The sequence below is a fragment of the Streptomyces sp. 63XJN7_1_ISO-PGPR-S23-121 genome (genome assembly GCF_056173025.1).
Window position 1 is genome coordinate 51,244 of record NZ_CM149653.1, and the last position, 22,239, is coordinate 73,482.

The window sequence follows — 22,239 nt, forward strand, 5'->3', positions numbered from 1 at the left end:
GCGCGCACACTCCGGCCGCGCGGGCTCCCCCGCGTTCCCTGTGATCGCGCGGACACGCATACTCGGGGGGTGACCGCGTACGAACCCCCGGGCGAATCCGGCGCAGGCACCGGCCCCGCGCCGGGGACGGCCCCTGCCGTGTACGACGCCGTCGTGCTCGCCGGCGGGGCCGCCCGCAGGCTCGGCGGCGCGGACAAGCCCGGCCTGCGCGTGGGCGGGCGCGCCCTGCTCGACCGGGTGCTCGCCGCCTGCGCCGGGGCTCGCGTCACCGTCGTCGTCGCCGATCCCCGGCCCACCGCGCGGCCGGTGACCTGGGCCCGCGAGGAACCGCCCGGTGGCGGCCCGCTCGCCGCGCTCGCCGCCGGGCTGCGGCACACCACCGCGGAGCACGTCGTGGTGGTCTCGGCCGACCTGCCGTTCCTCGCCGGACCGACCGTCGGGAGACTGTCGGCGGCCCTCGCCGCGAGCGATGCCGACGGCGTCCTGCTCACCGACGCCGACGGCCGCGACCAGCCCCTCGTCGCCGCGTACCGCGCCTCGGCGCTGCGCCGTGGCATCGCCGCGGCCACCGGCGACCGGCAGGACCCCACCGGGCTGCCGCTGCGCCGGCTGACCGACGGTCTGCGTCTCACCCGCGTCCCCGACGCCGTCGCCTCGTTCGACTGCGACACCTGGGACGACATCGCCACCGCCAGGGCACGGATCAGGGAGCATGGGCACGTGTTGGATGAATGGATCTCCGCAGCCAAGGACGAACTGGGCATCGACCTGGACGTCGACATCCGCGTCCTGCTGGACCTCGCCCGGGACGCCGCCCACGGTGTGGCCCGGCCCGCGGCACCGCTGACCACCTTCCTCGTCGGCTACGCCGCCGCACGGGCCGGGGGAGGCGCCGACGCCGTCGCGGACGCCGCGCGCAAGGCCGCCGCCCTCGCCCAGCGCTGGGCGGAGGAGACCGCGGCCGCCGGGCCGGACGGGGCCCCCGGGGCCGCTTCCGACACTCGCCCGGACGCCTGATGACCTCCCCCGGCACACGGGCCGACGGGGAGGCGGAGGACCTCCACGTCGAGGAGGCGCTCGCCCTCGTGCGGGAGAAACCCGGCCCCCCGCCCGGCGACCGGAACCCCGCGACCGGCACGCACTCCGGCCACGGCGGGTACCGAGACGACGACGCGCACCCCGGCCGCGGCACGCGCAAGGGCGACGACGCGCACCCCGGCCGCGAGCCCCACCCCGGCCACGAACAGCACCCGGAGCACCGAGGCCACCGCGGCGGCGACGCACGCCCCGGGCACCGGGCCACGGCGCACCGGGCGAGTACCTGGCCAGAGGCCCGGTCGGCCGCCGAGCGCGCCGGCCGGTCCGGCGCCCGCGCGGGCCGCCGCGGCGCGGTCTCCGTGCCGCTCGACGCCGCGCTCGGCCTCACCCTGGCCGCACCCCTCACCGCCCTCACCGACCTGCCCTCCTTCGACACCTCCGCGATGGACGGCTGGGCGGTCGCCGGTCCGGGCCCCTGGACCGTGCGCGACGAGGGCGTCCTGGCCGGGCACGCCGAGCCCGCCCCCCTCACCGACGGCGAGGCCGTCCGCATCGCCACCGGCGCCCGCGTCCCCCTGGACTCCACCGCGGTCCTGCGTACCGAGCACGGCCGCACCGACGAGCGGGGCCGCCTGCACCCCACCCGTGAGATGGTCCACGGCCAGGACATCCGGCCCCGCGGTCAGGAGTGCCGCGGCGGCGACCAGCTGCTGGCCGTCGGCACCTCCGTGACCCCGGCCGTCCTGGGCCTCGCGGCGGCCGCCGGGTACGACACGCTGACCGCCGTTCGCCGTCCCCGCGTCGACGTCCTGGTGCTCGGCGACGAGCTGCTCACCGAGGGCCTGCCGCACGACGGCCTCATCCGGGACGCGCTCGGCCCCATGCTGCCGCCCTGGCTGCGGGCCCTGGGCGCCGAGCCCGGCACCGTCCGGCGGATCGGCGACGACGCCGACGCCCTGCACCGGGCCGTCACGACGTCCCGGGCCGACCTGATCGTGACGACCGGCGGCACCGCCTCGGGCCCCGTCGACCACGTCCACCCGGTCCTGCGCCGCATCGGCGCCGAGCTGCTCGTGGACGGTGTGAAGGTGCGCCCCGGCCACCCGATGCTGCTGGCCCGCGTCGCGGAGGACCGGCACCTCGTCGGCCTGCCCGGCAACCCCCTCGCCGCCGTCTCGGGGCTGATCACGCTCGCCGAGCCGCTGCTGCGCACCCTCGCGGCCCGCCCGGCACCGGAGCCGTACACCCTGCCGCTGCGGGACGCGGTGCACGGGCACCCTCACGACACTCGGCTGGTCCCCGTCGTGCTGCGGGGCGAGAGTGCCGTGCCGCTGCGCTACAACGGCCCGGCCATGCTGCGCGGCATCGCGGCGGCCGACGCGCTGGCCGTCGTACCCCCCGGCGGTGTGCGGCCGCGAGAGGAGACCGAGTTGCTCGACCTGCCCTGGGCCACCGGCGGAATCGGAGTGTGTTTCACGTGAAACTTCCGGGCCAGGACGCGATCGCCCGCCAGGCGGACGAGCACCTCGTGACCCATCGGGTGAAACTCCCGAGAAAGCTGGTGGAGCACCCGATCCGGCAGGTCGGCAAACGGCTGTCCCTGGCGCTGGTGGTGCTCCTGGCGACCGCGTTGATCGTCTACGCGGACCACGACGGGTACACCGACAACTCGGACGGTTCCGTCGACCTCCTCGACGCCTTCTACTACGCCACCGTCACCCTCTCCACCACCGGGTACGGCGACATCACCCCGGTCAGTGACGCCGCACGGCTGACCAACATCTTCGTCATCACGCCCCTGCGCGTGCTGTTCCTGATCATCCTGGTCGGCACCACGCTGGAAGCCCTCACCGAGCGCACTCGGGAGGAGTGGCGCCTGAACCGCTGGAGGTCCACCTTGCGCGATCACACCGTCGTCGTCGGCTTCGGTACGAAGGGACGGTCGGCGATCCAGACCGTGTGTGCGACGGGCCTGCGGAAGGAGCAGGTCGTGGTGGTCGACCCCAGCGGAAAGGCGATCGACGCCGCGACGGCCCACGGCTTCGCGGGGGTGATAGGCGACGCGACGCGCAGCGACGTCCTGAACAGGGCCGAGGTCTACCGGGCGAAGCAGATCATCATCGCCACCCAGCGCGACGACACGGCGGTCCTGGTGACGCTGACGGCACGGCAGCTCAACCGCGCCGCGAAGATCGTGGTCGCGGTGCGGGAGGAGGAGAACGCCCCGCTGCTGAAGCAGTCCGGCGCGGACGCCGTGATCACCAGTGCCAGTGCGGCGGGCCGCCTGCTCGGGCTCTCGGTGCTCAGCCCCGCTGCCGGCATGGTGATGGAGGACCTGATCAGCCAGGGCAGCGGGCTCGACCTCGTCGAACGCCCCGTCATAAAGGCGGAGGTGGGCAAGGGCCCGCGCGAGACGGAGGACCTGGTCGTGAGCGTCCTGCGCGGGCACCGGGTGCTCGGGTACGACGACCCGGCCGTCGGCAGACTGGAGTTGACGGACCGCCTGATCACCATCGTCCGGGCGACGCCGGGCACCCAGGTGGCGCCCGACACCCGCCCGCTGCCACGCGACTGAGCGCCTACTTGCGGTTGTAGAGCCGCATGGTGACCGGCCCGAACACGAGCAGCAGCGCGGCCGCCCAGCCCAGCGTCCAGGCGATCTCGCCGCCCGGCCAGTCACCCGCCATCAGCTCCCGCACGGCGGACGCGAGATGTGTGATGGGGCTGTTGTTGACGAAGGCCTGAAGCCAGCCCGGCATGGTCTTCGGGTCGACGAACACGTTGGACAGGAAGGTGAGCGGGAAGATCACCATCATGCTGACGCTCATCACCGACTTCTCGGTCCGCAGCATCAGCCCGAACATCGTCCAGATCCACGAGAAGGCGAACGAGAAGACCAGCAGCAGCGCGATTCCGGCGACCACGCCGGCGAAACCGCCGTCCGGCCGGTAGCCGAGGAGCAGCCCGACGGCGAGCATGACGACCGAGGCGATCGTGTAGCGCAGTGCGTCGCCGAGCAGGTAGCCGACCATCGCCGACGGCCGCCAGATCGGCAGCGAGCGGAAGCGGTCGAAGACGCCCTTCTCGATGTCGATGTTCACCGAGACCCCGGTGTACATCGTGATCATCACGACCGACATCACCAGGATGCCCGGCAGCACGAACTGGATGTAGTCACGCGGCGACCCCGCCAGCGCGCCGCCGAAGAGGTACGTGAACATCAGCAGGTTCATGATCGGGAAGGCCGTGACGTCGAAGAGCTGCTCCGGCACGTGCTTGATCTTGAGGATCGCGCGCCAGCCGAAGGTCAGGGACGTCGACAGGGAACTGGGCCGCGGCGGGCGCTCCCTGGTGACCAGCAGGGCCGCCAGCGACTCGGTGCTGACGGGCGCGAGGTCCTTGCTCTCGGTGCTCGTGGCCGTGCTCATGCCGCCACCTCGTCCTTCGTGTCGTCGCCGGTGCCGGCACCGGTGCCGGTGCCGTGTCCGGTGTCGTGGCCGGTCAGTGCCAGGAAGACCTCGTCGAGGCTGGGCTGCCCCAGGGAGAAGTTGTCCACCGTGATGCCCGCCCGGGCCAGTTCGCCCAGGGCCCGGGCGGCCCGGCCGGCCGCCGTGTCGCCGGTCGCCGCGCCGAGGCGGGCGGTCAGCGCCACCGGATCGGGTTCCAGCTGGACCTCGGCGGCCAGCAGGTCCCGCAGCACCCGCTCGGCCTCCGGTCGCCGGCCGGCGTCCCGCAGCCGCACGTGGACGGATCCGGCGCCGACGGACGCCTTCAGGTCGCCCTTGGTGCCCTCGGCGATCACCCGGCCCCGGTCGATGACGGCGATCCGCGACGCCAGCTGGTCGGCCTCGTCCAGGTACTGCGTGGTCAGCAGCACGGTGGTGCCCTGGGCGACGACCGCGCGGACGATGTCCCACACCTGGTTGCGGCTGCGCGGGTCGAGCCCGGTCGTGGGCTCGTCGAGGAAGAGCAGGTCGGGGGTGTTCAGGATGGAAGCGGCGATGTCGATGCGGCGCCGCATGCCACCGGAGTAGTGCTTGACCTGCTTCCCGGCGGCGTCCGTCAGCCCGAAGGCCTCCAGCAGCTGCCCGCCCCGCTCCCGCGCGGCCTTCTTTCCGTGCCCGAGGAGCCGGCCCAGCAGGACCAGGTTCTCGGTGCCGGTGAGGTCCTCGTCGACCGACGCGTACTGACCGGTGAGGCTCACCCGGCCGCGCACCTCGTCGGCCTCGCGCACCACGTCGTGACCGAAGACGTGGGCCTGGCCGCCGTCGGGCCGCAACAGGGTGGCGAGCATCTTCACCGTGGTGGTCTTGCCGGCTCCGTTGGGCCCGAGGACGCCGTACACCGTGCCGGCGGGCACCGCGAGGTCCACCCCGTCCACGGCCCGGGTCTCGCCGAACGTCTTCACCAGGCCCGCGGTCTCGATCGCCAGGCCCGACGTGTGCGTGCTCATACGTGGTGGTCCTTCCGCGCTTTGGGCTACGCATGGGAAGACCTTTACCGTCGCGCGAATTCATCGGTTCCGCACCGGGTTCTTCCGGAGGTTGGGCCCAAAGGCGGACGCGGGTCCGTCCGCGGACGCGGGCACCGGGGCTCCGCCGGGGCCCGGGGAGTAGCGTCGCCCTCATGCATGCGATCACGATTCCCGAACCCGGAGGCCCCGAGGCGCTGGTCTGGGCCGAGGTCCCCGACCCGGTGCCCGGCGAGGGCGAGGTCCTGGTCGAGGTGACGGCCGGCGCCGTCAACCGGGCCGACATCATGCAGCGCCAGGGCTTCTACGACCCGCCGCCCGGTGCCTCCCCCTACCCCGGCCTGGAGTGCTCCGGGCGCATCGCCGAGCTCGGCCCGGGGGTGTCGGGCTGGTCCGTCGGCGACGAGGTGTGCGCGCTGCTCGCGGGCGGCGGTTACGCCGAGAAGGTGGTCGTCCCGGCCGGACAGCTGCTGCCGGTCCCCGAGGGCATCGGCCTCAAGCAGGCGGCGGCCCTGCCCGAGGTGGTCTGCACGGTCTGGTCGAACGTCTTCATGGTCGCCCATCTGCGTCCCGGCGAGACGCTGCTCGTGCACGGCGGCTCCAGTGGCATCGGCACCATGGCGATCCAGCTCGGCAAGGCCGTCGGTGCGCGGGTCGCCGTGACGGCGGGCACCAAGGAGAAGCTGGAGCGCTGCGCCGAGCTGGGCGCCGACATCCTGATCAACTACCGGGAGCAGGACTTCGTCGCCGAGGTGGACGCGGCCACCGGCGGGTCGGGCGCGGACGTCATCCTGGACAACATGGGCGCCAAGTACCTGGACCGCAACGTGCAGGCCCTGGCCGTCAACGGGCGGCTCGCGATCATCGGCATGCAGGGCGGCCGGAAGGGCGAGCTGAACATCGGCACGCTCCTCGCCAAGCGAGGTGCCGTGAGCGCGACCTCGTTGCGGGCCCGTCCGCCGGCCGAGAAGGCGGCCATCGTGGCGGCCGTGCGCGAGCACGTCTGGCCGCTGTTCGCCGGGGGCCACGTCCGGCCCATCATCGACCGCGAACTGCCGATGAGCGACGCGGCCACCGCGCACCGGGTCGTGGAGGAGAGCGGTCACGTCGGCAAGGTGCTGCTGGTCGCCGGGCCGTAGCCGTACGGGCCGCTCTACACCCCGTCCCGCCGCACCCGGAGGCCGAGGAAGGCCAGGGCCAGCCCGAGGCCGACGAGGACCAGCCCGGTGCCCAGGGGCAGGACCTTCAGGACGGGACCGGCGGCGCCCTCGGTCCGCGTGCCGGACGTCGGTTCGGAGCGCGGCGGGGTCGCCGTGGGCGTCAGGGCGTCCCGCCCGGGCGGGACGGCGGCGGCCGGAGCGTCGGGGAGGTCGGCGACCCTGCTGCCGACACCGTCCTGAACGGCCTCGCCCCTGACGCCGTCGTCCCGCGTCTCCGGCCGTCCCGGCCGCTGCCGGCCCTCGCCCGCCCCGCTCCCCGCCCGGGAGGGCTCGCCGCCCGGCACGGAGGCGGACGGCGACGGCTTCGAGGGGGAGCGGGAGGGCGTCGCGGACCCACGGCCGGCGCCGGACGGTGGGCGGGACGTCGGGCGCCCCTCCTCGGCGCGGGACGTGTGGGCGGGCGCGGTGGGCGAGTGCGCGGACGAGGGACGCGTGCCGGGGCGGTCGTCCGGGCGGTGCGGGACGTCGGAGCGGCCGGACCCGGCCGGACGCTCGAGGTGCTCGGGACGACCGGGGCGGCCGGGGTCGGAGGGGGCGTCCGGACCGGCCCCGGACCCGTGTGCCGGGGCGGGCGCCGCCACCGGGGAGGACGGGCCCCTCAACGCCCCCGGAGCCGCGAGAGCGGCGCCCTGTGCCGCCCCCGCCGCGCACGGCGACAGCAGGACGCCCGCCCCCACAAGCCCCGCCAGCCCCGTCGCGCGCGCGGCGCGCAGCCATGGAGTCACGTCGGTGACCCCCTCCCGATGAGCAGTCGCAGAACCAACGGCCGCCGACTCCGACCCCGCCGGCGCCGGGGGAACCGGGACCGAGGCGCCGAAGATCGACGGAACAAGCCTCACACCTGATGGCCGTCCCGGCATTCCGGACTCCGCCGTACGGGGTGGATCACCGCTCTCCGGGGGCACCACACGGATGCGGCACAGGGGTGCGAGAGAATGGCGGTATGGAGATGCCGAGGAACGACAGGTCGCCGGACAATCCCCAGATCCTGGTCGTCGGCCAGGACGGAATGGCGTTGAGCGGGGGCGGTGACGGGGACGGGGAGCCCCGTGAGATCCCGGTGACGGAGCAGGTGGAGCAGCCTGCGAAGGTCATGAGGATCGGCAGCATGATCAAGCAGCTGCTGGAGGAGGTGCGCGTCGCCCCGCTGGACGAGGCGAGCCGGGCCCGGCTGAAGGAGATCCACGCCAGTTCGGTGAAGGAACTGGAGGACGGCCTCGCTCCGGAGCTGGTCGAGGAGCTGGAGCGCCTCTCCCTGCCCTTCACGGACGGCGCGACGCCCACCGACGCGGAACTGCGCATCGCCCAGGCCCAGCTGGTCGGCTGGCTGGAGGGCCTGTTCCACGGGATCCAGACCACGCTGTTCGCCCAGCAGATGGCCGCGCGGGCGCAGCTGGAGCAGATGCGCCGCGCCCTTCCGCCGGGCGTGGGCCACGAGGGCGAGGAGCCGCACCCGGGCGGCCGCTCGGGCGGCCCCTACCTGTAGGCCGCCGCTCCGCCGGAAGCGGCGAAGGGCCCGGCAGCACCTGCTGCCGGGCCCTTCGTGCGCGCGGGGTCAGGACGACGGGGGGTTGCCCGTCGACACCTTGAGCTGGATCTCCGGCATGTTCTTCGGGTCGACGTCCGTGCCGGCCTCGGGGAACTGGTCCCTGACCGAGCCCTCGCCGTAGGTGTTCTCGTCGACGTCGACGATCTTCATCGTCCAGCCGGCGGCCTGGAAGCACTCCTTGACCGAGCCGATGTACTTGAAGGTGAAGTCGGGGACCTCGATCTTGTCGGGGTCGTTGTAGGACTCGTCGGGCTCCGTGCACTCGTCCTTCTCGATCTTCTTGGTCGTGTCCGGCCCGCGGTAGCCCTCCGCCCTGGTCTCCGTCGCGGAGGCGCTGGCGCTGCTTCCGCCACCGCCCGCCTCGGGATCGTCGTCGCCGCCGCCGTTCATCAGCAGCGCCGCGATCAGACCGCCCACCGCCAGGACGGCGACCACCGCCGAGCCCAGGATCACCGGCTTGTTGCTCCGGCCACCGCCCGGGGAGCCGGCCCCCTGGGACTGGGGGCTGATGCTGTACGGCGGCGGGGTCTGCGCCCCCTGCTGCGGGGCGTAGGCCGACGCGGCCGGCGTCGGGTAGCCGCCCTGCTGCGGGTAGCCGTACGCCGGGGAGTGCGCCACCGGTACCGGGGTGCCGTACGGGTTCGGCGTGGGCGCCGGCTGGTACGGGGTCTGGACGGGGCCCGCGGGCGCGTGGCCGGTCTGGTCGACCGGCGGGAAGACGGCCGAGCCGACACCCCCGCCGCTCGGCGTCTGCGCACCCGGGACGATGTTCGGCGGGGCGGCCTGGAAGGAGGCCGCCACCCGCAGGCACTCGTCGCGCATGGCCTCGGCGCTGGGGAAGCGCTCGTTGGGGTTCTTCTTCAGCGCGCGGGCCACCAGCGCGTCCACGGCCGGCGGCAGGGCGCGGTTGACGGAGGACGGCGCGACCGGCTCCTCCTGCACGTGCGCGTAGGCGATGGCGAGCGGCGAGTCCGCGTCGAACGGCAGGCGCCCGGTCACCAGTTGGAACAGCATGATGCCGACCGAGTACAGGTCGGAGCGGGCGTCCACGCCGCGGCCGAGGGCCTGTTCCGGCGAGAGGTACTGCGGGGTGCCGACGACCATGCCGGTCTGCGTCATCGACGTCACGCCGGACTGCATGGCGCGGGCGATGCCGAAGTCCATCACCTTGACCACGCCGCGCTTGGTCATCATCACGTTGCCCGGCTTGATGTCACGGTGGACCAGGCCCATCTCGTGGCTGATCTCCAGGGCCGCCAGCACATCGGCGGTGATCTTCAGGGCCTTGTCGGCGGGCATCGCGCCGAACTGCCGGACGTCCTCGTCCAGCACCGAGCCGAGCGGCCGGCCCTCGACGTACTCCATGACGATGTACGGCATCGTCGCGCCGCCCAGATCGTCCTCGCCGGTGTCGAAGACCGACACGATGTTGGTGTGCGTGAGCTTGGCCACGGCCTGGGCCTCGCGGCGGAAACGCTCGCGGAAGGCCTGCTCCCGGCCCAGCTCGGTGTGCAGCGTCTTGACCGCGACCTGGCGGTCCAGCACCGCGTCGTACGCCAGGTGCACCGAGGCCATGCCGCCCTCGCCGAGCAAGTCGCGCAGCTGGTAGCGGCCGCCGGCGAGCGCCCGCCCCGCGTACCGGCCCTGTCCGGCGTCCTGGCTCATGTCTCTGCTTCCCCCGTAGGCGCCGGCGGCAGCGGCAGCGGCGCGAGCGCGTGTTGATCGAAAGTGCTATTCCCGGCCAAGTCTGCCCCAGGGCAGTGACACGTCAAGCGCGGTGCCCGTTCCGTGACCGTACGCGAAAGAAGCGTCGCGCAAGCGTTACAGCGGGCGTACGGCCGGTACACAGAATTTGCACGACGGTACGGAACCAGGGTTTCATGACCGGTCCGTCCCCGATGCCGGTCCCGGCGTCCATCTCGGACCGGAGGCTTGCGCGGAGGCTGTAGCGTGGCCGACGGAGACCGTAACAACACCGCGCGCACCGCGGGCAGAAACGACGGCGAGGACTGATGGCACAGCAGCAGCGCGCCCAGGGCCCGTCCGAACCCGAGGCATCTGGCGGCGGTATGTCTGACGCGCCGGAGAACTGGGGCAACGGCGGACTGGTCGGCGACGGCCGGTACCGGCTGACCCGCAGGCTCGGGCGGGGCGGCATGGCCGAGGTGTTCGCCGCCGAGGACGTTCGTCTCGGCCGCACCGTGGCGGTCAAGCTGCTGCGCGCCGACCTCGCCGAGGACCCCGTCTCCAAGGCCCGCTTCACGCGTGAGGCGCAGTCGGTGGCGGGGCTCAACCACCACTCCATCGTGGCCGTGTACGACTCCGGCGAGGACTTCGTCGGCGGTCAGTCCGTGCCCTACATCGTGATGGAGATCGTCGAGGGCCGCACCATCCGCGACCTCCTCCTCAACGCCGAGGCGCCCGGCCCCGAGCAGGCGCTGATCATCGTCTCGGGCGTCCTGGAGGCGCTCGCCTATTCGCACCAGCACGGCATCGTGCACCGCGACATCAAGCCGGCCAACGTCATCATCACGGACAACGGCGCGGTGAAGGTGATGGACTTCGGCATCGCCCGCGCCCTGCACGGCGCGTCGACGACGATGACGCAGACCGGCATGGTCATGGGCACCCCCCAGTACCTGTCCCCGGAGCAGGCCCTCGGCAAGGCCGTCGACCACCGCTCCGACCTGTACGCGACGGGCTGCCTGCTGTACGAACTCCTCGCGCTGCGGCCGCCGTTCACCGGCGAGACCCCGCTGTCGGTGGTCTACCAGCACGTGCAGGACATCCCGACCCCTCCGTCCCAGGTCTCCGACGCGGTCCCGCCGGAGCTGGACGGCCTGGTGATGCGCTCGCTGGCCAAGGAGCCCGACGACCGTTTCCAGACCGCCGAGGAGATGCGCGGCCTGGTCCAGTACGGCCTGCAGATGCTCTACGAGCAGGGCGGCCACACCGGCACCTGGAACACCGGCCCGGTCGGCTTGCACGACGGCCGGCACACTCCGGCGGCCGGGATGGCGGGCACCACGGTGCTGCCGCACCCCGACCACGGCTCGGGCACCACGCAGATCCCCCAGCAGATCCTGCCGGGCGGCTACGGCGGGGGCGACGACGGCGGCTTCGAGGGGCACGGCAACAAGGGCAGCGGCCGGGGCAGGCTGTGGATCCTGGCCGTCCTCGCGGTGATCGCGATCGTCGGGGGCGTCGCGCTGGCGATGAACAACAGCGGGGGCGGCGGAGGCGGCGGCACGAAGACCTCCCCGTCGCCCACCACCTCGCAGAGCACCCAGGACGACCAGGCCAGCGAGTCGCCGAGCGACGAGGCGACCGAGGAGACCACCGACCCGGGCACGAACGAGGACAACGGCGGTGGCGGCACCGGCGGGGACTGGGACCAGCCCTGGACGCCGTCCTACACGCCGTCGCACACCGCCACGGAGGACCCCACGGGCGACCCGACGGGTGACCCGACGACCGACCCGACGACGCCGACGGACGAACCGACGGACGACGAGACGACGGAGCCGACGGCGCCGTCCTCGCCCACGCAGGGCGGTGGCGGCGGCGGGGACAGCTCCGGCGGCCCGGTCGACCCCCTGGGCGGCTGACCGCGGCACTCCCACTCACGCGCGCGTGCGTCCCCCTCGGGGGCCACGCGCGCGTCGCGTTCCCGGACGCGTGTCCTCAGCGGTTCTCCGCCTGCATGCGGGCCACGAAGGCGGCCGCCTGGGAGCGCCGCTGCATGCCGAGTTTGGACAGCAGGCTCGACACGTAGTTCTTGATCGTCTTCTCGGCCAGGTGCAGCCGTTCGCCGATCGCCCGGTTGGTGAGTCCCTCGCCGATCAGCTCCAGGATGCGGCGCTCCTGGTCGGTCAGGCGGGCGAGCCGGTCGTCGCCCCTGCTGCCCGGGTCGCGCAGCCGCTCCAGCACGCGCGCGGTGGCCGCCGGGTCGAGCAGCGACCTCCCGGCGGCGACGTCCCGCACGGCGGACAGCAGCTCGGCGCCCCGGATGTCCTTGAGGACGTAGCCCGAGGCGCCCGCCATGATCGCGTCGAAGAGGGCCTCGTCGTCGGCGAAGGAGGTGAGCATGAGACACCGGACGGCCTCGTCCCGGGACCGGATCTCGCGGCAGACCTCCACGCCGCTGCCGTCCGGGAGCCGGACGTCGAGCACCGCCACGTCCGGACGGGTGGCCGGGATCCGGGCGAGCGCGCCGGCCGCCGTGCCGGCCTCGCCGACGACCTCGATATCGGCCTCGCCCGCGAGCAGGTCGTGCACACCCCGACGGACGAGTTCGTGGTCGTCGAGGAGGAATACCCGGATTTGTCCGTCTTCGCGCACGCGCTCAGTCTCACATACCAGCTCTTCCCGTGCCCGGGGTGGCCGGGATAACGTGCCGTTGTTCCGGCCCCCTGCGAGGCTGTGACCAGTAAAACTTCCCCACTTCGCCGATTTACTTGGATATCCGAGTAAAAACGCAGGTCAGGAGGGGTTTCACAGAAATGTGGAGCACTGGGTAACGTGCTTTTTGCAGGGACGCTCGCCGGGGCACCTGTCACGCCTGTCCCCGACCGGGCCGCACCCACCCTGTGCGACCGACGGGCCACAGGTGAGCCGCACTGGCGCCCGGCGAACCCGGGGGCCGGACCGACGGAGGAGCACACGTGACCGTGGAGAGCACTGCCGCGCGCAAGCCGCGACGCAGCGCCGGAAGCAAGGCAGCCGGCACCACCGGCACCGAGGCCGGCACCACCGGCGCCAAGCGCACGACCCGCACCACCCGCACGGCTGCCGGGAAGGGCTCCGGGACGGAGCTCGTGCAGCTGCTGACGCCCGAGGGCAAGCGCGTCAGGAAGGCGGCCTACGCCGAGTACGCCGAGTACGTCGCCGACATCACCCCCGACGAGCTGCGCGGTCTGTACCGCGACATGGTGCTCACCCGGCGCTTCGACGCCGAGGCCACCGCACTGCAGCGCCAGGGGGAGCTGGGCCTGTGGGCCTCGCTGCTGGGCCAGGAGGCCGCCCAGATCGGCTCCGGCCGCGCCACCCGCGAGGACGACTACGTCTTCCCCACCTACCGCGAGCACGGCGTCGCCTGGTGCCGCGGGGTGGACCCGACCAACCTCCTCGGCATGTTCCGCGGTGTGAACAACGGCGGCTGGGACCCCAACAGCAACAACTTCCACCTCTACACCATCGTCATCGGCTCGCAGGCGCTGCACGCCACGGGCTACGCGATGGGAGTGGCCAAGGACGGCGCGGACTCCGGCGTGATCGCCTACTTCGGCGACGGCGCCTCCAGCCAGGGCGACGTCAGCGAGGCGTTCAACTTCGCCGCGGTCTACAACGCCCCGGTGATCTTCTTCTGCCAGAACAACCAGTGGGCGATCTCGGAGTCCAACGAGAAGCAGACCCGCGTGCCGCTCTACCAGCGTGCCCAGGGCTTCGGCTTCCCCGGCGTCCGGGTCGACGGCAACGACGTGCTGGCCTGCCTCGCGGTCACCCGGTGGGCCCTGGAGCGCGCCCGGCGCGGTGAGGGCCCGGCGCTGATCGAGGCGTTCACCTACCGCATGGGCGCCCACACCACCTCGGACGACCCCTCCCGCTACCGGCACGACGACGAGCGGGCCGCCTGGGAGGCGAAGGACCCGATCCTGCGCCTGCGCCGCTACCTGGAGTCCTCGAACCACGCGGACGAGGGATTCTTCGGGGAACTGGAGGCCGAGAGCGAGGCGTTGGGCAAGCGGGTGCGCGAAGTGGTCCGCGCCATGCCCGACCCGGACCGCTTCGCCATGTTCGAGAACGTGTACGCGGACGGGCACGCGCTCGTCGACGAGGAGCGCGCCCAGTTCGCCGCCTACCAGGCGTCGTTCGCAGAGGCCGAGGGGGTCTGAGATGGCAGCGGAGAAGATGGCGCTGGCCAAGGCGATCAACGTGTCGCTGCGCCGCGCGCTGGAGGCGGACCCCAAGGTCCTGATCATGGGTGAGGACGTCGGCAAGCTCGGCGGCGTCTTCCGCGTCACCGACGGTCTGCAGAAGGACTTCGGCGAGGACCGGGTCGTCGACACCCCGCTGGCCGAGTCCGGCATCGTCGGCACCGCCATCGGCCTGGCCCTGCGCGGCTACCGCCCGGTGGTCGAGATCCAGTTCGACGGCTTCGTGTTCCCGGCGTACGACCAGATCGTCACGCAGCTCGCGAAGATGCACGCCCGCTCGCTGGGCAAGGTCAAGATGCCGGTCGTCATCCGCATCCCCTACGGCGGCGGCATCGGCGCCGTCGAGCACCACTCCGAGTCGCCCGAGGCGCTGTTCGCGCACGTGGCGGGCCTGAAGGTGGTCTCCCCGTCGAACGCGGGCGACGCGTACTGGATGATGCAGCAGGCCATCCAGAGCGACGACCCGGTGATCTACTTCGAGCCCAAGCGGCGCTACTGGGACAAGGCCGAGGTCGACACCGAGGCGATCCCGGGCCCGCTGCACAAGGCGCGGGTCGTCCGGGAGGGTACCGACCTCACGCTGGCCGCCTACGGCCCGATGGTGAAGCTCTGCCAGGAGGTCGCCGACGCGGCGGCCGAGGAGGGCCGGTCCCTGGAGGTGGTGGACCTGCGGTCCATCTCCCCGCTGGACTTCGACACGATCCAGACGTCGGTGGAGAAGACCCGCCGCCTGGTCGTGGTCCACGAGGCGCCGGTGTTCCTGGGCTCGGGCGCGGAGATCGCGGCGAGGATCACCGAGCGCTGCTTCTACCACCTGGAGGCCCCGGTGCTCCGGGTCGGCGGCTACCACGCGCCGTACCCGCCGGCCCGCCTGGAGGAGGAGTACCTGCCCGACCTGGACCGGGTGCTGGACGCCGTCGACCGCTCGCTGGCGTACTGAGGAGAGGGCGTTGACGACGATGACTGAAGGCTCCGTGCGCGAGTTCAGGATGCCCGACGTGGGCGAGGGACTCACCGAGGCCGAGATCCTCAAGTGGTACGTCCAGCCCGGTGACGTGGTCACCGACGGACAGATCGTGTGCGAGGTCGAGACGGCCAAGGCAGCGGTCGAACTGCCCATCCCCTACGACGGCGTGGTCCGCGCGCTGCACTTCCCCGAGGGCACCACGGTCGACGTGGGCACGTCGATCATCGCGGTCGCCGTCGGTGACGGCGCGGCCGCCGCCCCGGCACAGGAGGCCGCACCGGAACCGGAGCGGGCCCCCGTGGCCCAGACCCCGGCACCGGCCGAGGCGGAGGAGAGGAAGCCCGAGGGCCGCCAGCCGGTCCTGGTCGGCTACGGAGTGGCCACCTCCTCGACCCGGCGCCGCCCCCGCAAGGGCGCCGCCGCCCCGGCCCAGGAGGCGTCGGCCGCGATCCAGGCCGAGATGAACGGCCACGGAACGGTCACCGCGGACCGCCCGCTGGCCAAGCCGCCGGTGCGCAAGCTGGCCAAGGACCTCGGCGTCGACCTGGCGACCGTGGTGCCCTCCGGCCCGGACGGGATCATCACGCGCGAGGACGTGCACGCGGCGGTGGCGCCAGCTCCGGCCGAGGCTCCCGAGGCGGCCCCCGCCGCTCCCGCGCCCGCGGCCCCGGCGGCCGCGGTGTCGTACGACACGGCGCGCGAGACCCGCGTTCCGGTCAAGGGCGTGCGCAAGGCGACGGCGGCGGCGATGGTCGGCTCGGCGTTCACGGCACCGCACGTCACGGAGTTCGTGACGGTCGACGTGACGCGGACGATGAAGCTGGTCGAGGAGCTGAAGCAGGACAAGGAGTTCGCGGGCCTGCGGGTGAACCCGCTGCTGCTGATCGCCAAGGCCCTGCTGGTCGCGATCAGGCGCAACCCGGAGATCAACGCGTCCTGGGACGAGGCGGCGCAGGAGATCGTGGTCAAGCACTACGTGAACCTGGGCATCGCGGCCGCGACCCCGCGCGGCCTGATCGTGCCGAACATCAAGGACGCCCAGGCCAAGACGCTGCCGCAGCTGGCCGAGTCGCTGGGCGAGCTGGTGTCGACGGCCCGGGAGGGCAGGACGTCCCCGGCCGCCATGCAGGGCGGCACGGTGACCATCACCAACGTCGGCGTCTTCGGCGTCGACACCGGCACGCCGATCCTCAACCCCGGCGAGTCCGCGATCCTGGCGGTCGGGGCGATCAAGCTCCAGCCGTGGGTTCACAAGGGCAAGGTGAAGCCGCGTCAGGTGACGACCCTGGCGCTGAGCTTCGACCACCGCCTGGTCGACGGGGAGCTGGGCTCCAAGGTCCTCGCCGACGTGGCGGCGGTCCTGGAACAGCCGAAGCGGCTGCTCACCTGGGCGTGAGCCACCGCTGGACACGAGCGACGAAACCGCGCGTCCCGTCACGGGGCGCGCGGTTCCGTCCTTTCCCGCCGATGACGGAGGCCACCGGTCCGGGCCGGGCGCTCAGCGTCCCGGGTGCCGGTCCGTCCGCAGCGCGTTGAGCAGTGCGGCGCCCCGCTCGGCGTCGTCGACGCTCACGGCGAAGTCCGTACGGCGGCCCCGCGGCCGTACGACCAGGCAGTCCCCGGCACGCAGCATCACCGTGGTGCCGAGGCCGCTGAAGCGGTATCCCCAGCCGCCGACCTGGGCGGGGCCGCGGACCTCGGCGCGTGCCGTGTCGATGTCGCCGGGCGCCCAGCGGCGCCGGGGCCAGGCGAGGGGGCCGAAGGCCACCTCCAGGCCGCGCTCCGAGACGCGTGCCTGCACCGAGGAGCACAGGGCGCAGGCCAGGGACGCGGTGGCGCAGCCGGCGAACAGCGCCCACAGGGCGTCCGGCGCGGCCAGCCCGCCGACCTGGGCGACCAGCGCGGCCGCGGCGACCAGGCCGGTCACCGCCGCCAGCACCTGGAGCCAGGGATTGGCGGCCCGGGAGAACCACACCAGCCGCCGCCCCGCGGGGATCTCCAGCGCCGGGGCGTCCGTCCCCTGCCCGGTGCCGTCCCCCTGGGCCGCCGTCCGCCGGGTGGCGGCGAGCCACCCGGCCACCGAGGCCAGCACGGCCGCGGCGAGGAGCGCGACCAGCCACGCGGTCGGCTGACGGGCCTCGCGCCAGTCCGCGCGGTCCAGGTTGGCCCGTACGACGCAGGCCTGCGCGCCGCCCAGGACCACACCGGTGGGGAGCAGGACCAGGGCGGCCCACGGCCGGGCGGCCCGGGGCCCGGTCCGCAGCAGGGGGACGGTCGCGGCGGTGGCCGTCACCAGCCACAGCAGCGCCGGGAAGAGGGAGGCGGCCCACAGCGGCATCGAGCCGTCGGGGGCTCCTCCGTGCAGGCCCCAGTGGGTCGCCAGCCGGTCGGGCAGCCGGTCCCGCGCCACGAGCGGCAGTCCGGCGAGCACGGCGGTGACACCGGCCGTCCAGACCACCGCCGTCGTCCTGACCGCCGGCCTCGTGTCCCTCACGGCATCCCCCTGATCATGTCGATGACGTCGGTCCTGCTGTAGCCCAGCCGGGCCGCCTCGGCGACCAGCTCCCGTACCCGGATCTGCAGCCCCGAGGTGCGGGGCGCCTCCTGGGCCACGGTCACGCCCCGGCCCCGGCGGAACTCCAGCAGTCCCTCGTCGCGCAGGCCGCGCAGCGCGCGCAGCACGGTGTTGACGTTGACGTCCAGGGCCTCGGCGAGGTCGCGTGCCGAGGGCAGGCGGTCACCGGGACCGCACTCCCCCTCGGCGACGGCGCGCCGGACGGCGCCGGCGACCTGCTCGTGCAGGGGCCGGGTGTCGTTGTTGTCCAGACTCAGCAGCATGGTGCTATTGAAGCTATCACCATTATTTTCAACCGGGCAACGGGAGGCGGTCGACGGACAACGGGCGGCGTCCCGCGGACGACGGGCCGCGGACAGCGGAACGGGCCCGTCGCGTCGGCGACGGGCCCGTTCCGGGCATGCGGGTGAGCGGCGGTCAGCCCGCCTTGGCGAAGCCGTAGTTCAGCAGCCGCGTCGCGTCCGTGGCGCGCTGCGTCGAGGACGTGGACGCCAGGACCGTGCCGACCACCGTCCTGCCCTTGCGGGTCGCGGCGAAGACCAGGCAGTACTTGGCCTCCGGGCCCGATCCGGTCTTCAGGCCGATCGCGCCGCTGTAACTGCTCAGCAGCGTGTTGGTGTTGGTCCAGGCGGCCATGGTGCGGGTGCCGCCGCTCTTCGTGGTCGTCTTCGCCGTGTACTTCTTCGTCTTGACGATCGCGCGGAAGTTGGCGTTCTTCATCGCGCTGCTCGCGAGCTTCGTCAGGTCGCGCGGCGTCGAGTAGTTGCTGCCGTTGCCGATGCCGTCGAACGAGTCGAAGTGGGTGTTCTTGAGGCCGAGGCTCTTGGCGGTGGAGTTCATCTTGCCGATGAACGACTTGACCCGCTCCGCCCGCGTCCGGCCCGTGCCGAACTTGTCGGCCAGCGCGTAGGCGGCGTCGCAGCCGGACGGCAGCATCAGGCCGTACAGCAGCTGCCGGACGGTCACCTTGTCGCCGACGATCAGGCGCGCGGACGAGGCGTTCTTCGAGACGATGTAGTCGCTGTAGGCCTTCTGGATCGTGACCTTGGCGTCCAGGTTCAGCTTGGGCTGGGAGAGCACGACCTTGGCGGTCATGATCTTGGTCGTGGACCCGGTGGAGCGCCTGGTGTCCGCGGCCTTGGTGTAGAGAGTCCTGCCGTTCGCGTCGTTCATCACGAAGCCGCCCTTGGCGGCGATCGCGGGCACGGCGACGGCCTGTACGGGCGCGGCGACGGCCTGTGCGGGCACGGCGGCCTGCGCGGGCGCGGTGGCGAGGACTCCCGACGCGAGCACGGCGCCGGCGGACACGGCGACGGCGACGGCGCGGCGAAGGCGGGCGCCCTGAATACCGTTTATCAAGTGAGATACCCCGATTGTTGTGAAATCCCCAGTGGTGAGGCCCAGTTGCGGTCGATCCAGCATGGGCCGCGCCTGTGGGACACGTGAATAGCACGAACGGTTGTGCCGAGGCGGGTACGTCCCTCGGACGGGTGGCGGCGCGTCCGGATACTGGGCGGCATCCCACTTGTGTCCCTGTTGTATCTATCCTGTGGGCATGACCATGGCCGTGAAGCAACCACCCGCCGCCGACCGCGTGTACGCCCACGTCAAGCAGGCCGTCCTGGAGCGTCGCTACGAGGGCGGGACCCTGCTCACCGAGGGTGAGCTCGCCGAGGCCGTGGGTGTCTCGCGCACCCCGGTGCGGGAGGCGCTGCTCCGGCTCGAGGCCGAGGGGCTGATCCGGCTCTACCCGAAGAAGGGCGCCCTGGTCCTGCCCGTCTCCGCCCAGGAGATCGCGGACGTGGTCGAGACCCGGCTGCTGGTCGAGGAGCACGCGGCGCGCAAGGCCGTACCCGCCCCGCCGGGGCTCGTCGAGCGGCTGGAGGAGCTGCTCGCCCGCCAGCACGAGCAGGCCGCCGCCGGCGACTTCGCCGGCGCCTCCGTCACCGACCGCTGCTTCCACGCCGAGATCGTCCGCAGCGGCGGCAACGAGATCCTCTCCCGCCTCTACGACCAGCTCCGCGACCGCCAGTTGCGCATGGGCGTCGCCGTCATGCACTCCCACCCCGACCGCATCGCCAAGACGCTCGCCGAGCACGAGGAGATCCTCGACGCGCTGCGCGCCGGTGACGCCGACGCGGCCGTCGGCGTGGTCAACCGGCACGTGGGCTGGTTCTCGCACCTGGCGCGGGGTGAGGTCCGATGAGTTCCGTCGCGCCGGCCAGGAGCACGCTGCCGGGTGATCCGCCCGGAGGACGGCGCGCGGTCGCCGTCTGGAGCATCGGCGTCGCGGTCTACTTCGTCGCCGTCATCTTCCGCACGTCCCTGGGCGTGGCCGGCCTCGACGCGGCCGACCGCTTCCACGTCAACGCCTCCGCCCTGTCCACCTTCTCCATCCTCCAGCTGCTGGTCTACGCCGGCATGCAGATACCCGTGGGCCTGCTGGTCGACCGGCTCGGCACCAAGCGGGTGCTGGGGATCGGCGTCGTCCTGTTCACGGTGGGGCAGCTCGGCTTCGCCTTCTCGCCGACGTACGGCACCGCGCTCGCCTCGCGGGCACTGCTCGGCTGCGGCGACGCGATGACCTTCATCAGCGTGCTGCGGCTCGGCACCCGCTGGTTCCCGGCCCGGCGCGGGCCGATGGTCGCCCAGCTCGCCGGACTGGTCGGCATGGCGGGCAACCTGGTCTCCACGCTGGTCCTGGCCCGGCTGCTGCACGGCATCGGCTGGACGGCGGCCTTCGCGGGCAGCGCGCTCGCCGGCGTGGTCGTCCTCGTCCTGCTGGTCCTCTTCCTGAAGGACCACCCCGAGGGGCACGAACCGGAGCCGGTGCCGCACCAGGGGGCCGCGTACGTGCGCCGGCAGATCGCCGCCTCCTGGCGGGAGCCGGGCACCCGGCTGGGGCTGTGGGTGCACTTCACGACCCAGTTCCCGGCGATGGTGTTCCTGCTGCTGTGGGGCCTGCCGTTCCTCGTGGAGGCCCAGGGCCTGTCCCGGGGCACGGCCGGCGGACTGCTCACCCTCGTGGTGCTGTCCAACATGACGGTCGGCCTGGTCTACGGCCAGATCATCGCCCGGCACCACGCGGCGCGGCTGCCGCTGGCGCTCGGCACGGTGGGCGCGACGGCGGCCCTGTGGGCGGCCACGCTGGCCTACCCGGCCGAGCACGCGCCGATGTGGCTGCTGGTCGTGCTGTGCACGGTGCTCGGCGCGTGCGGGCCGGCGTCGATGATCGGCTTCGACTTCGCGCGGCCGGCGAATCCGCCGGAGCGCCAGGGGACGGCGTCCGGGATCACGAACATGGGCGGCTTCGTCGCGTCGATGACCACGCTGCTCGCGGTCGGGGTGCTGCTGGACGCGACCGGCGACGACTACGCCGTGGCGTTCTCGTCGGTGTTCGTGCTCCAGGCGCTGGGCGTCACGCAGATCCTGCGGCTGCGCGGGCGGGCGGCGCGCAGGGAGCGGGAGCGGCTGGTCGCCAGCCGGGTCGAGACGGTGCACGTGCCCGTGTAGCCCCCGGGGTACCTCCCGGGCCCTCCGGGACCGGGGGACGCACGCCCGCCCGCGGGCACGGCCGTCAGGACGTGACCGCGAAGTTCCTGAGGATCGCCGCCGCCAGGTCCGCGTCGCCCTCCGTCTTGACGCGGTCCCCGACCGCCTCCGGCGTCACCCGCCCGCAGGCCAGGCGCACGTACGTCTCCCAGTCGAGGGTCAGGGTGGCGGCCGGGCCGAGGGCGGGGGCCGTCTCCAGGGTGCCGCGGCCCTGGATGTCGACGCGGATCGTGCGCAGGAACTCGACCGGGCCGTGGACGTCGAAGACGACGGCCGAGCTGCGCGGCGCGTCCGCGCGGTCGGCCACGACGCCCGGCAGCTCGGCGAGCAGCACGTCACGGGCGACGAGCGCGCCGGGGGAGTCGAGGTCGCCGGGGCGGCCGAGGGCCGTGCGCAGGTCCTGCTCGTGCGCCCACACGGCGAACGCGTGCCGGCGCATGGACTCCTCCAGCGTCAGGTCCGTGCCGTAGGGGCCGCGGACCTTGGTGCCCGGGTCCCGCGACTCGTTCCGCAGCTGCCGGTTGCGCCGGATGATCATGTACTCCAGCTCGGAGGTGATCTCGGGCGCCGTGTGGTGGCGGCGGACGTCGACCTGCATCTCCATGTACCGCTGCTGTTCGTTGGTGACGTGGAACAGGTCGCGCGGGAGCGTGTGGATGGGGCGCGGGTCGCCGAGCATCTCGGAGTCCAGGCCCATGACGTGCGACACCACGTCCCGCACCGACCAGCCCGGGCAGGGGGTGCGGCGGTTCCACTCTGCTTCCACAAGCGGCTGGACCAGCTCGGATATCGCCTCGATGGAGTGAGTCCAGGCGTCGGCGTAGGGCTGGAGGGTGGGATGCAGACTCACGGAACGGGACCCCTCGGCGGTCGGTACACGGGCAGATTGTGGCGGCGGTGCCAGTGGGAGGTGGCTGCGGTCGGCGCGGTC

General features: G+C 73.1%; 20 protein-coding genes. 11 read left to right on the forward strand and 9 right to left on the reverse strand.

Annotated features, from left to right (window positions below; all coding sequences use genetic code 11):
* Nucleotides 1-69 precede the first annotated feature (69 nt).
* The 3 genes from AC0VYN_RS00240 to AC0VYN_RS00250 are packed head-to-tail and all read left to right on the forward strand — an operon-like array spanning nucleotide 70 to nucleotide 3,613.
* Nucleotides 70-1,017, forward strand: a complete 948-nt coding sequence (locus AC0VYN_RS00240; protein ID WP_475534259.1) for an NTP transferase domain-containing protein — start codon at nucleotides 70-72, stop codon at nucleotides 1,015-1,017.
* Nucleotides 1,017-2,519, forward strand: a complete 1,503-nt coding sequence (locus tag AC0VYN_RS00245) for a molybdopterin molybdotransferase MoeA (RefSeq protein WP_475534260.1) — start codon at nucleotides 1,017-1,019, stop codon at nucleotides 2,517-2,519. The genes AC0VYN_RS00240 and AC0VYN_RS00245 overlap by 1 nt, the downstream gene beginning before the upstream one ends.
* Entirely contained in the window at nucleotides 2,516-3,613 is a 1,098-nt protein-coding gene (locus tag AC0VYN_RS00250) for a potassium channel family protein (protein ID WP_475534261.1), read from the forward strand. The genes AC0VYN_RS00245 and AC0VYN_RS00250 overlap by 4 nt, the downstream gene beginning before the upstream one ends.
* A 4-nt stretch (nucleotides 3,614-3,617) precedes the next feature.
* On the opposite strand, the gene AC0VYN_RS00255 is transcribed toward AC0VYN_RS00250, so the two are convergent.
* Nucleotides 3,618-4,466: an ABC transporter permease gene (locus tag AC0VYN_RS00255; RefSeq protein WP_385473023.1), complete on the reverse strand. Its 849-nt coding sequence runs from the start codon at nucleotides 4,464-4,466 to the stop codon at nucleotides 3,618-3,620.
* Nucleotides 4,463-5,491: an ATP-binding cassette domain-containing protein gene (locus AC0VYN_RS00260; RefSeq protein ID WP_475534262.1), complete on the reverse strand. Its 1,029-nt coding sequence runs from the start codon at nucleotides 5,489-5,491 to the stop codon at nucleotides 4,463-4,465. The genes AC0VYN_RS00255 and AC0VYN_RS00260 overlap by 4 nt, the downstream gene beginning before the upstream one ends.
* A 173-nt stretch (nucleotides 5,492-5,664) precedes the next feature.
* Between AC0VYN_RS00260 and AC0VYN_RS00265 the strand changes: the two genes are divergently transcribed.
* Nucleotides 5,665-6,648 (forward strand): NAD(P)H-quinone oxidoreductase, encoded by a 984-nt coding sequence (locus AC0VYN_RS00265; RefSeq protein ID WP_475534263.1) that lies wholly within the window; start codon nucleotides 5,665-5,667, stop codon nucleotides 6,646-6,648.
* A gap of 14 nt (nucleotides 6,649-6,662) precedes the next feature.
* Here AC0VYN_RS00265 and AC0VYN_RS00270 read toward each other — a convergent pair whose 3' ends face one another.
* Entirely contained in the window at nucleotides 6,663-7,454 is a 792-nt protein-coding gene (locus AC0VYN_RS00270) for a hypothetical protein (RefSeq protein ID WP_475534264.1), read from the reverse strand.
* 218 nt (nucleotides 7,455-7,672) lie between these two features.
* Here AC0VYN_RS00270 and AC0VYN_RS00275 point away from each other — a divergent pair, with 218 nt between their 5' ends.
* Nucleotides 7,673-8,215 carry a bacterial proteasome activator family protein gene (locus AC0VYN_RS00275; RefSeq protein ID WP_385473037.1) on the forward strand — a complete coding sequence of 181 codons (543 nt, stop codon included), beginning with the start codon at nucleotides 7,673-7,675 and terminating at the stop codon, nucleotides 8,213-8,215.
* 69 nt (nucleotides 8,216-8,284) lie between these two features.
* On the opposite strand, the gene AC0VYN_RS00280 is transcribed toward AC0VYN_RS00275, so the two are convergent.
* Nucleotides 8,285-9,943: a protein kinase domain-containing protein gene (locus AC0VYN_RS00280; RefSeq protein ID WP_475534265.1), complete on the reverse strand. Its 1,659-nt coding sequence runs from the start codon at nucleotides 9,941-9,943 to the stop codon at nucleotides 8,285-8,287.
* A 347-nt stretch (nucleotides 9,944-10,290) separates the two neighbouring features.
* Here AC0VYN_RS00280 and AC0VYN_RS00285 point away from each other — a divergent pair, with 347 nt between their 5' ends.
* Nucleotides 10,291-11,886: a protein kinase domain-containing protein gene (locus AC0VYN_RS00285; RefSeq protein ID WP_475534266.1), complete on the forward strand. Its 1,596-nt coding sequence runs from the start codon at nucleotides 10,291-10,293 to the stop codon at nucleotides 11,884-11,886.
* A gap of 76 nt (nucleotides 11,887-11,962) precedes the next feature.
* Here the strand turns inward: AC0VYN_RS00285 and AC0VYN_RS00290 are convergent, their stop codons facing one another.
* Nucleotides 11,963-12,619, reverse strand: coding sequence for a response regulator (locus tag AC0VYN_RS00290; protein ID WP_475534267.1), 657 nt, complete (start codon nucleotides 12,617-12,619; stop codon nucleotides 11,963-11,965).
* 323 nt (nucleotides 12,620-12,942) lie between these two features.
* On the opposite strand from AC0VYN_RS00290, the gene pdhA reads away from it, so the two are divergent.
* Genes pdhA through AC0VYN_RS00305 form a run of 3 tightly spaced genes read left to right on the forward strand, consistent with a single transcriptional unit; the run spans nucleotide 12,943 to nucleotide 16,577 of the window.
* Nucleotides 12,943-14,172 carry a pyruvate dehydrogenase (acetyl-transferring) E1 component subunit alpha gene (pdhA, locus tag AC0VYN_RS00295; RefSeq protein WP_385468786.1) on the forward strand — a complete coding sequence of 410 codons (1,230 nt, stop codon included), beginning with the start codon at nucleotides 12,943-12,945 and terminating at the stop codon, nucleotides 14,170-14,172.
* A 1-nt stretch (nucleotide 14,173) separates the two neighbouring features.
* Nucleotides 14,174-15,154, forward strand: a complete 981-nt coding sequence (locus AC0VYN_RS00300; protein ID WP_475534268.1) for an alpha-ketoacid dehydrogenase subunit beta — start codon at nucleotides 14,174-14,176, stop codon at nucleotides 15,152-15,154.
* Between the two features lie 10 nt (nucleotides 15,155-15,164).
* A complete protein-coding gene (locus tag AC0VYN_RS00305) occupies nucleotides 15,165-16,577 on the forward strand; it encodes a dihydrolipoamide acetyltransferase family protein (protein WP_475534269.1) in 1,413 nt (470 codons plus the stop codon).
* A gap of 102 nt (nucleotides 16,578-16,679) precedes the next feature.
* On the opposite strand, the gene AC0VYN_RS00310 is transcribed toward AC0VYN_RS00305, so the two are convergent.
* From AC0VYN_RS00310 to AC0VYN_RS00320, 3 genes are all read right to left on the reverse strand, one after another.
* Nucleotides 16,680-17,675, reverse strand: coding sequence for a DUF1648 domain-containing protein (locus AC0VYN_RS00310; protein ID WP_475534270.1), 996 nt, complete (start codon nucleotides 17,673-17,675; stop codon nucleotides 16,680-16,682).
* On the reverse strand, nucleotides 17,672-18,019 hold the full coding sequence (locus tag AC0VYN_RS00315) for a GntR family transcriptional regulator (protein WP_475534271.1): 348 nt from the start codon (nucleotides 18,017-18,019) through the stop codon (nucleotides 17,672-17,674). The genes AC0VYN_RS00310 and AC0VYN_RS00315 overlap by 4 nt, the downstream gene beginning before the upstream one ends.
* A 154-nt stretch (nucleotides 18,020-18,173) precedes the next feature.
* Nucleotides 18,174-19,115 (reverse strand): D-alanyl-D-alanine carboxypeptidase family protein, encoded by a 942-nt coding sequence (locus AC0VYN_RS00320; RefSeq protein ID WP_475534272.1) that lies wholly within the window; start codon nucleotides 19,113-19,115, stop codon nucleotides 18,174-18,176.
* A 196-nt stretch (nucleotides 19,116-19,311) separates the two neighbouring features.
* Between AC0VYN_RS00320 and AC0VYN_RS00325 the strand changes: the two genes are divergently transcribed.
* Nucleotides 19,312-19,962 (forward strand): GntR family transcriptional regulator, encoded by a 651-nt coding sequence (locus tag AC0VYN_RS00325; protein ID WP_475534273.1) that lies wholly within the window; start codon nucleotides 19,312-19,314, stop codon nucleotides 19,960-19,962.
* On the forward strand, nucleotides 19,959-21,269 hold the full coding sequence (locus AC0VYN_RS00330; RefSeq protein WP_385468807.1) for an MFS transporter: 1,311 nt from the start codon (nucleotides 19,959-19,961) through the stop codon (nucleotides 21,267-21,269). The genes AC0VYN_RS00325 and AC0VYN_RS00330 overlap by 4 nt, the downstream gene beginning before the upstream one ends.
* Nucleotides 21,270-21,333: 64 nt before the next feature.
* Here the strand turns inward: AC0VYN_RS00330 and AC0VYN_RS00335 are convergent, their stop codons facing one another.
* Nucleotides 21,334-22,158: a maleylpyruvate isomerase family mycothiol-dependent enzyme gene (locus tag AC0VYN_RS00335; protein WP_451688478.1), complete on the reverse strand. Its 825-nt coding sequence runs from the start codon at nucleotides 22,156-22,158 to the stop codon at nucleotides 21,334-21,336.
* Nucleotides 22,159-22,239: the final 81 nt, after the last annotated feature.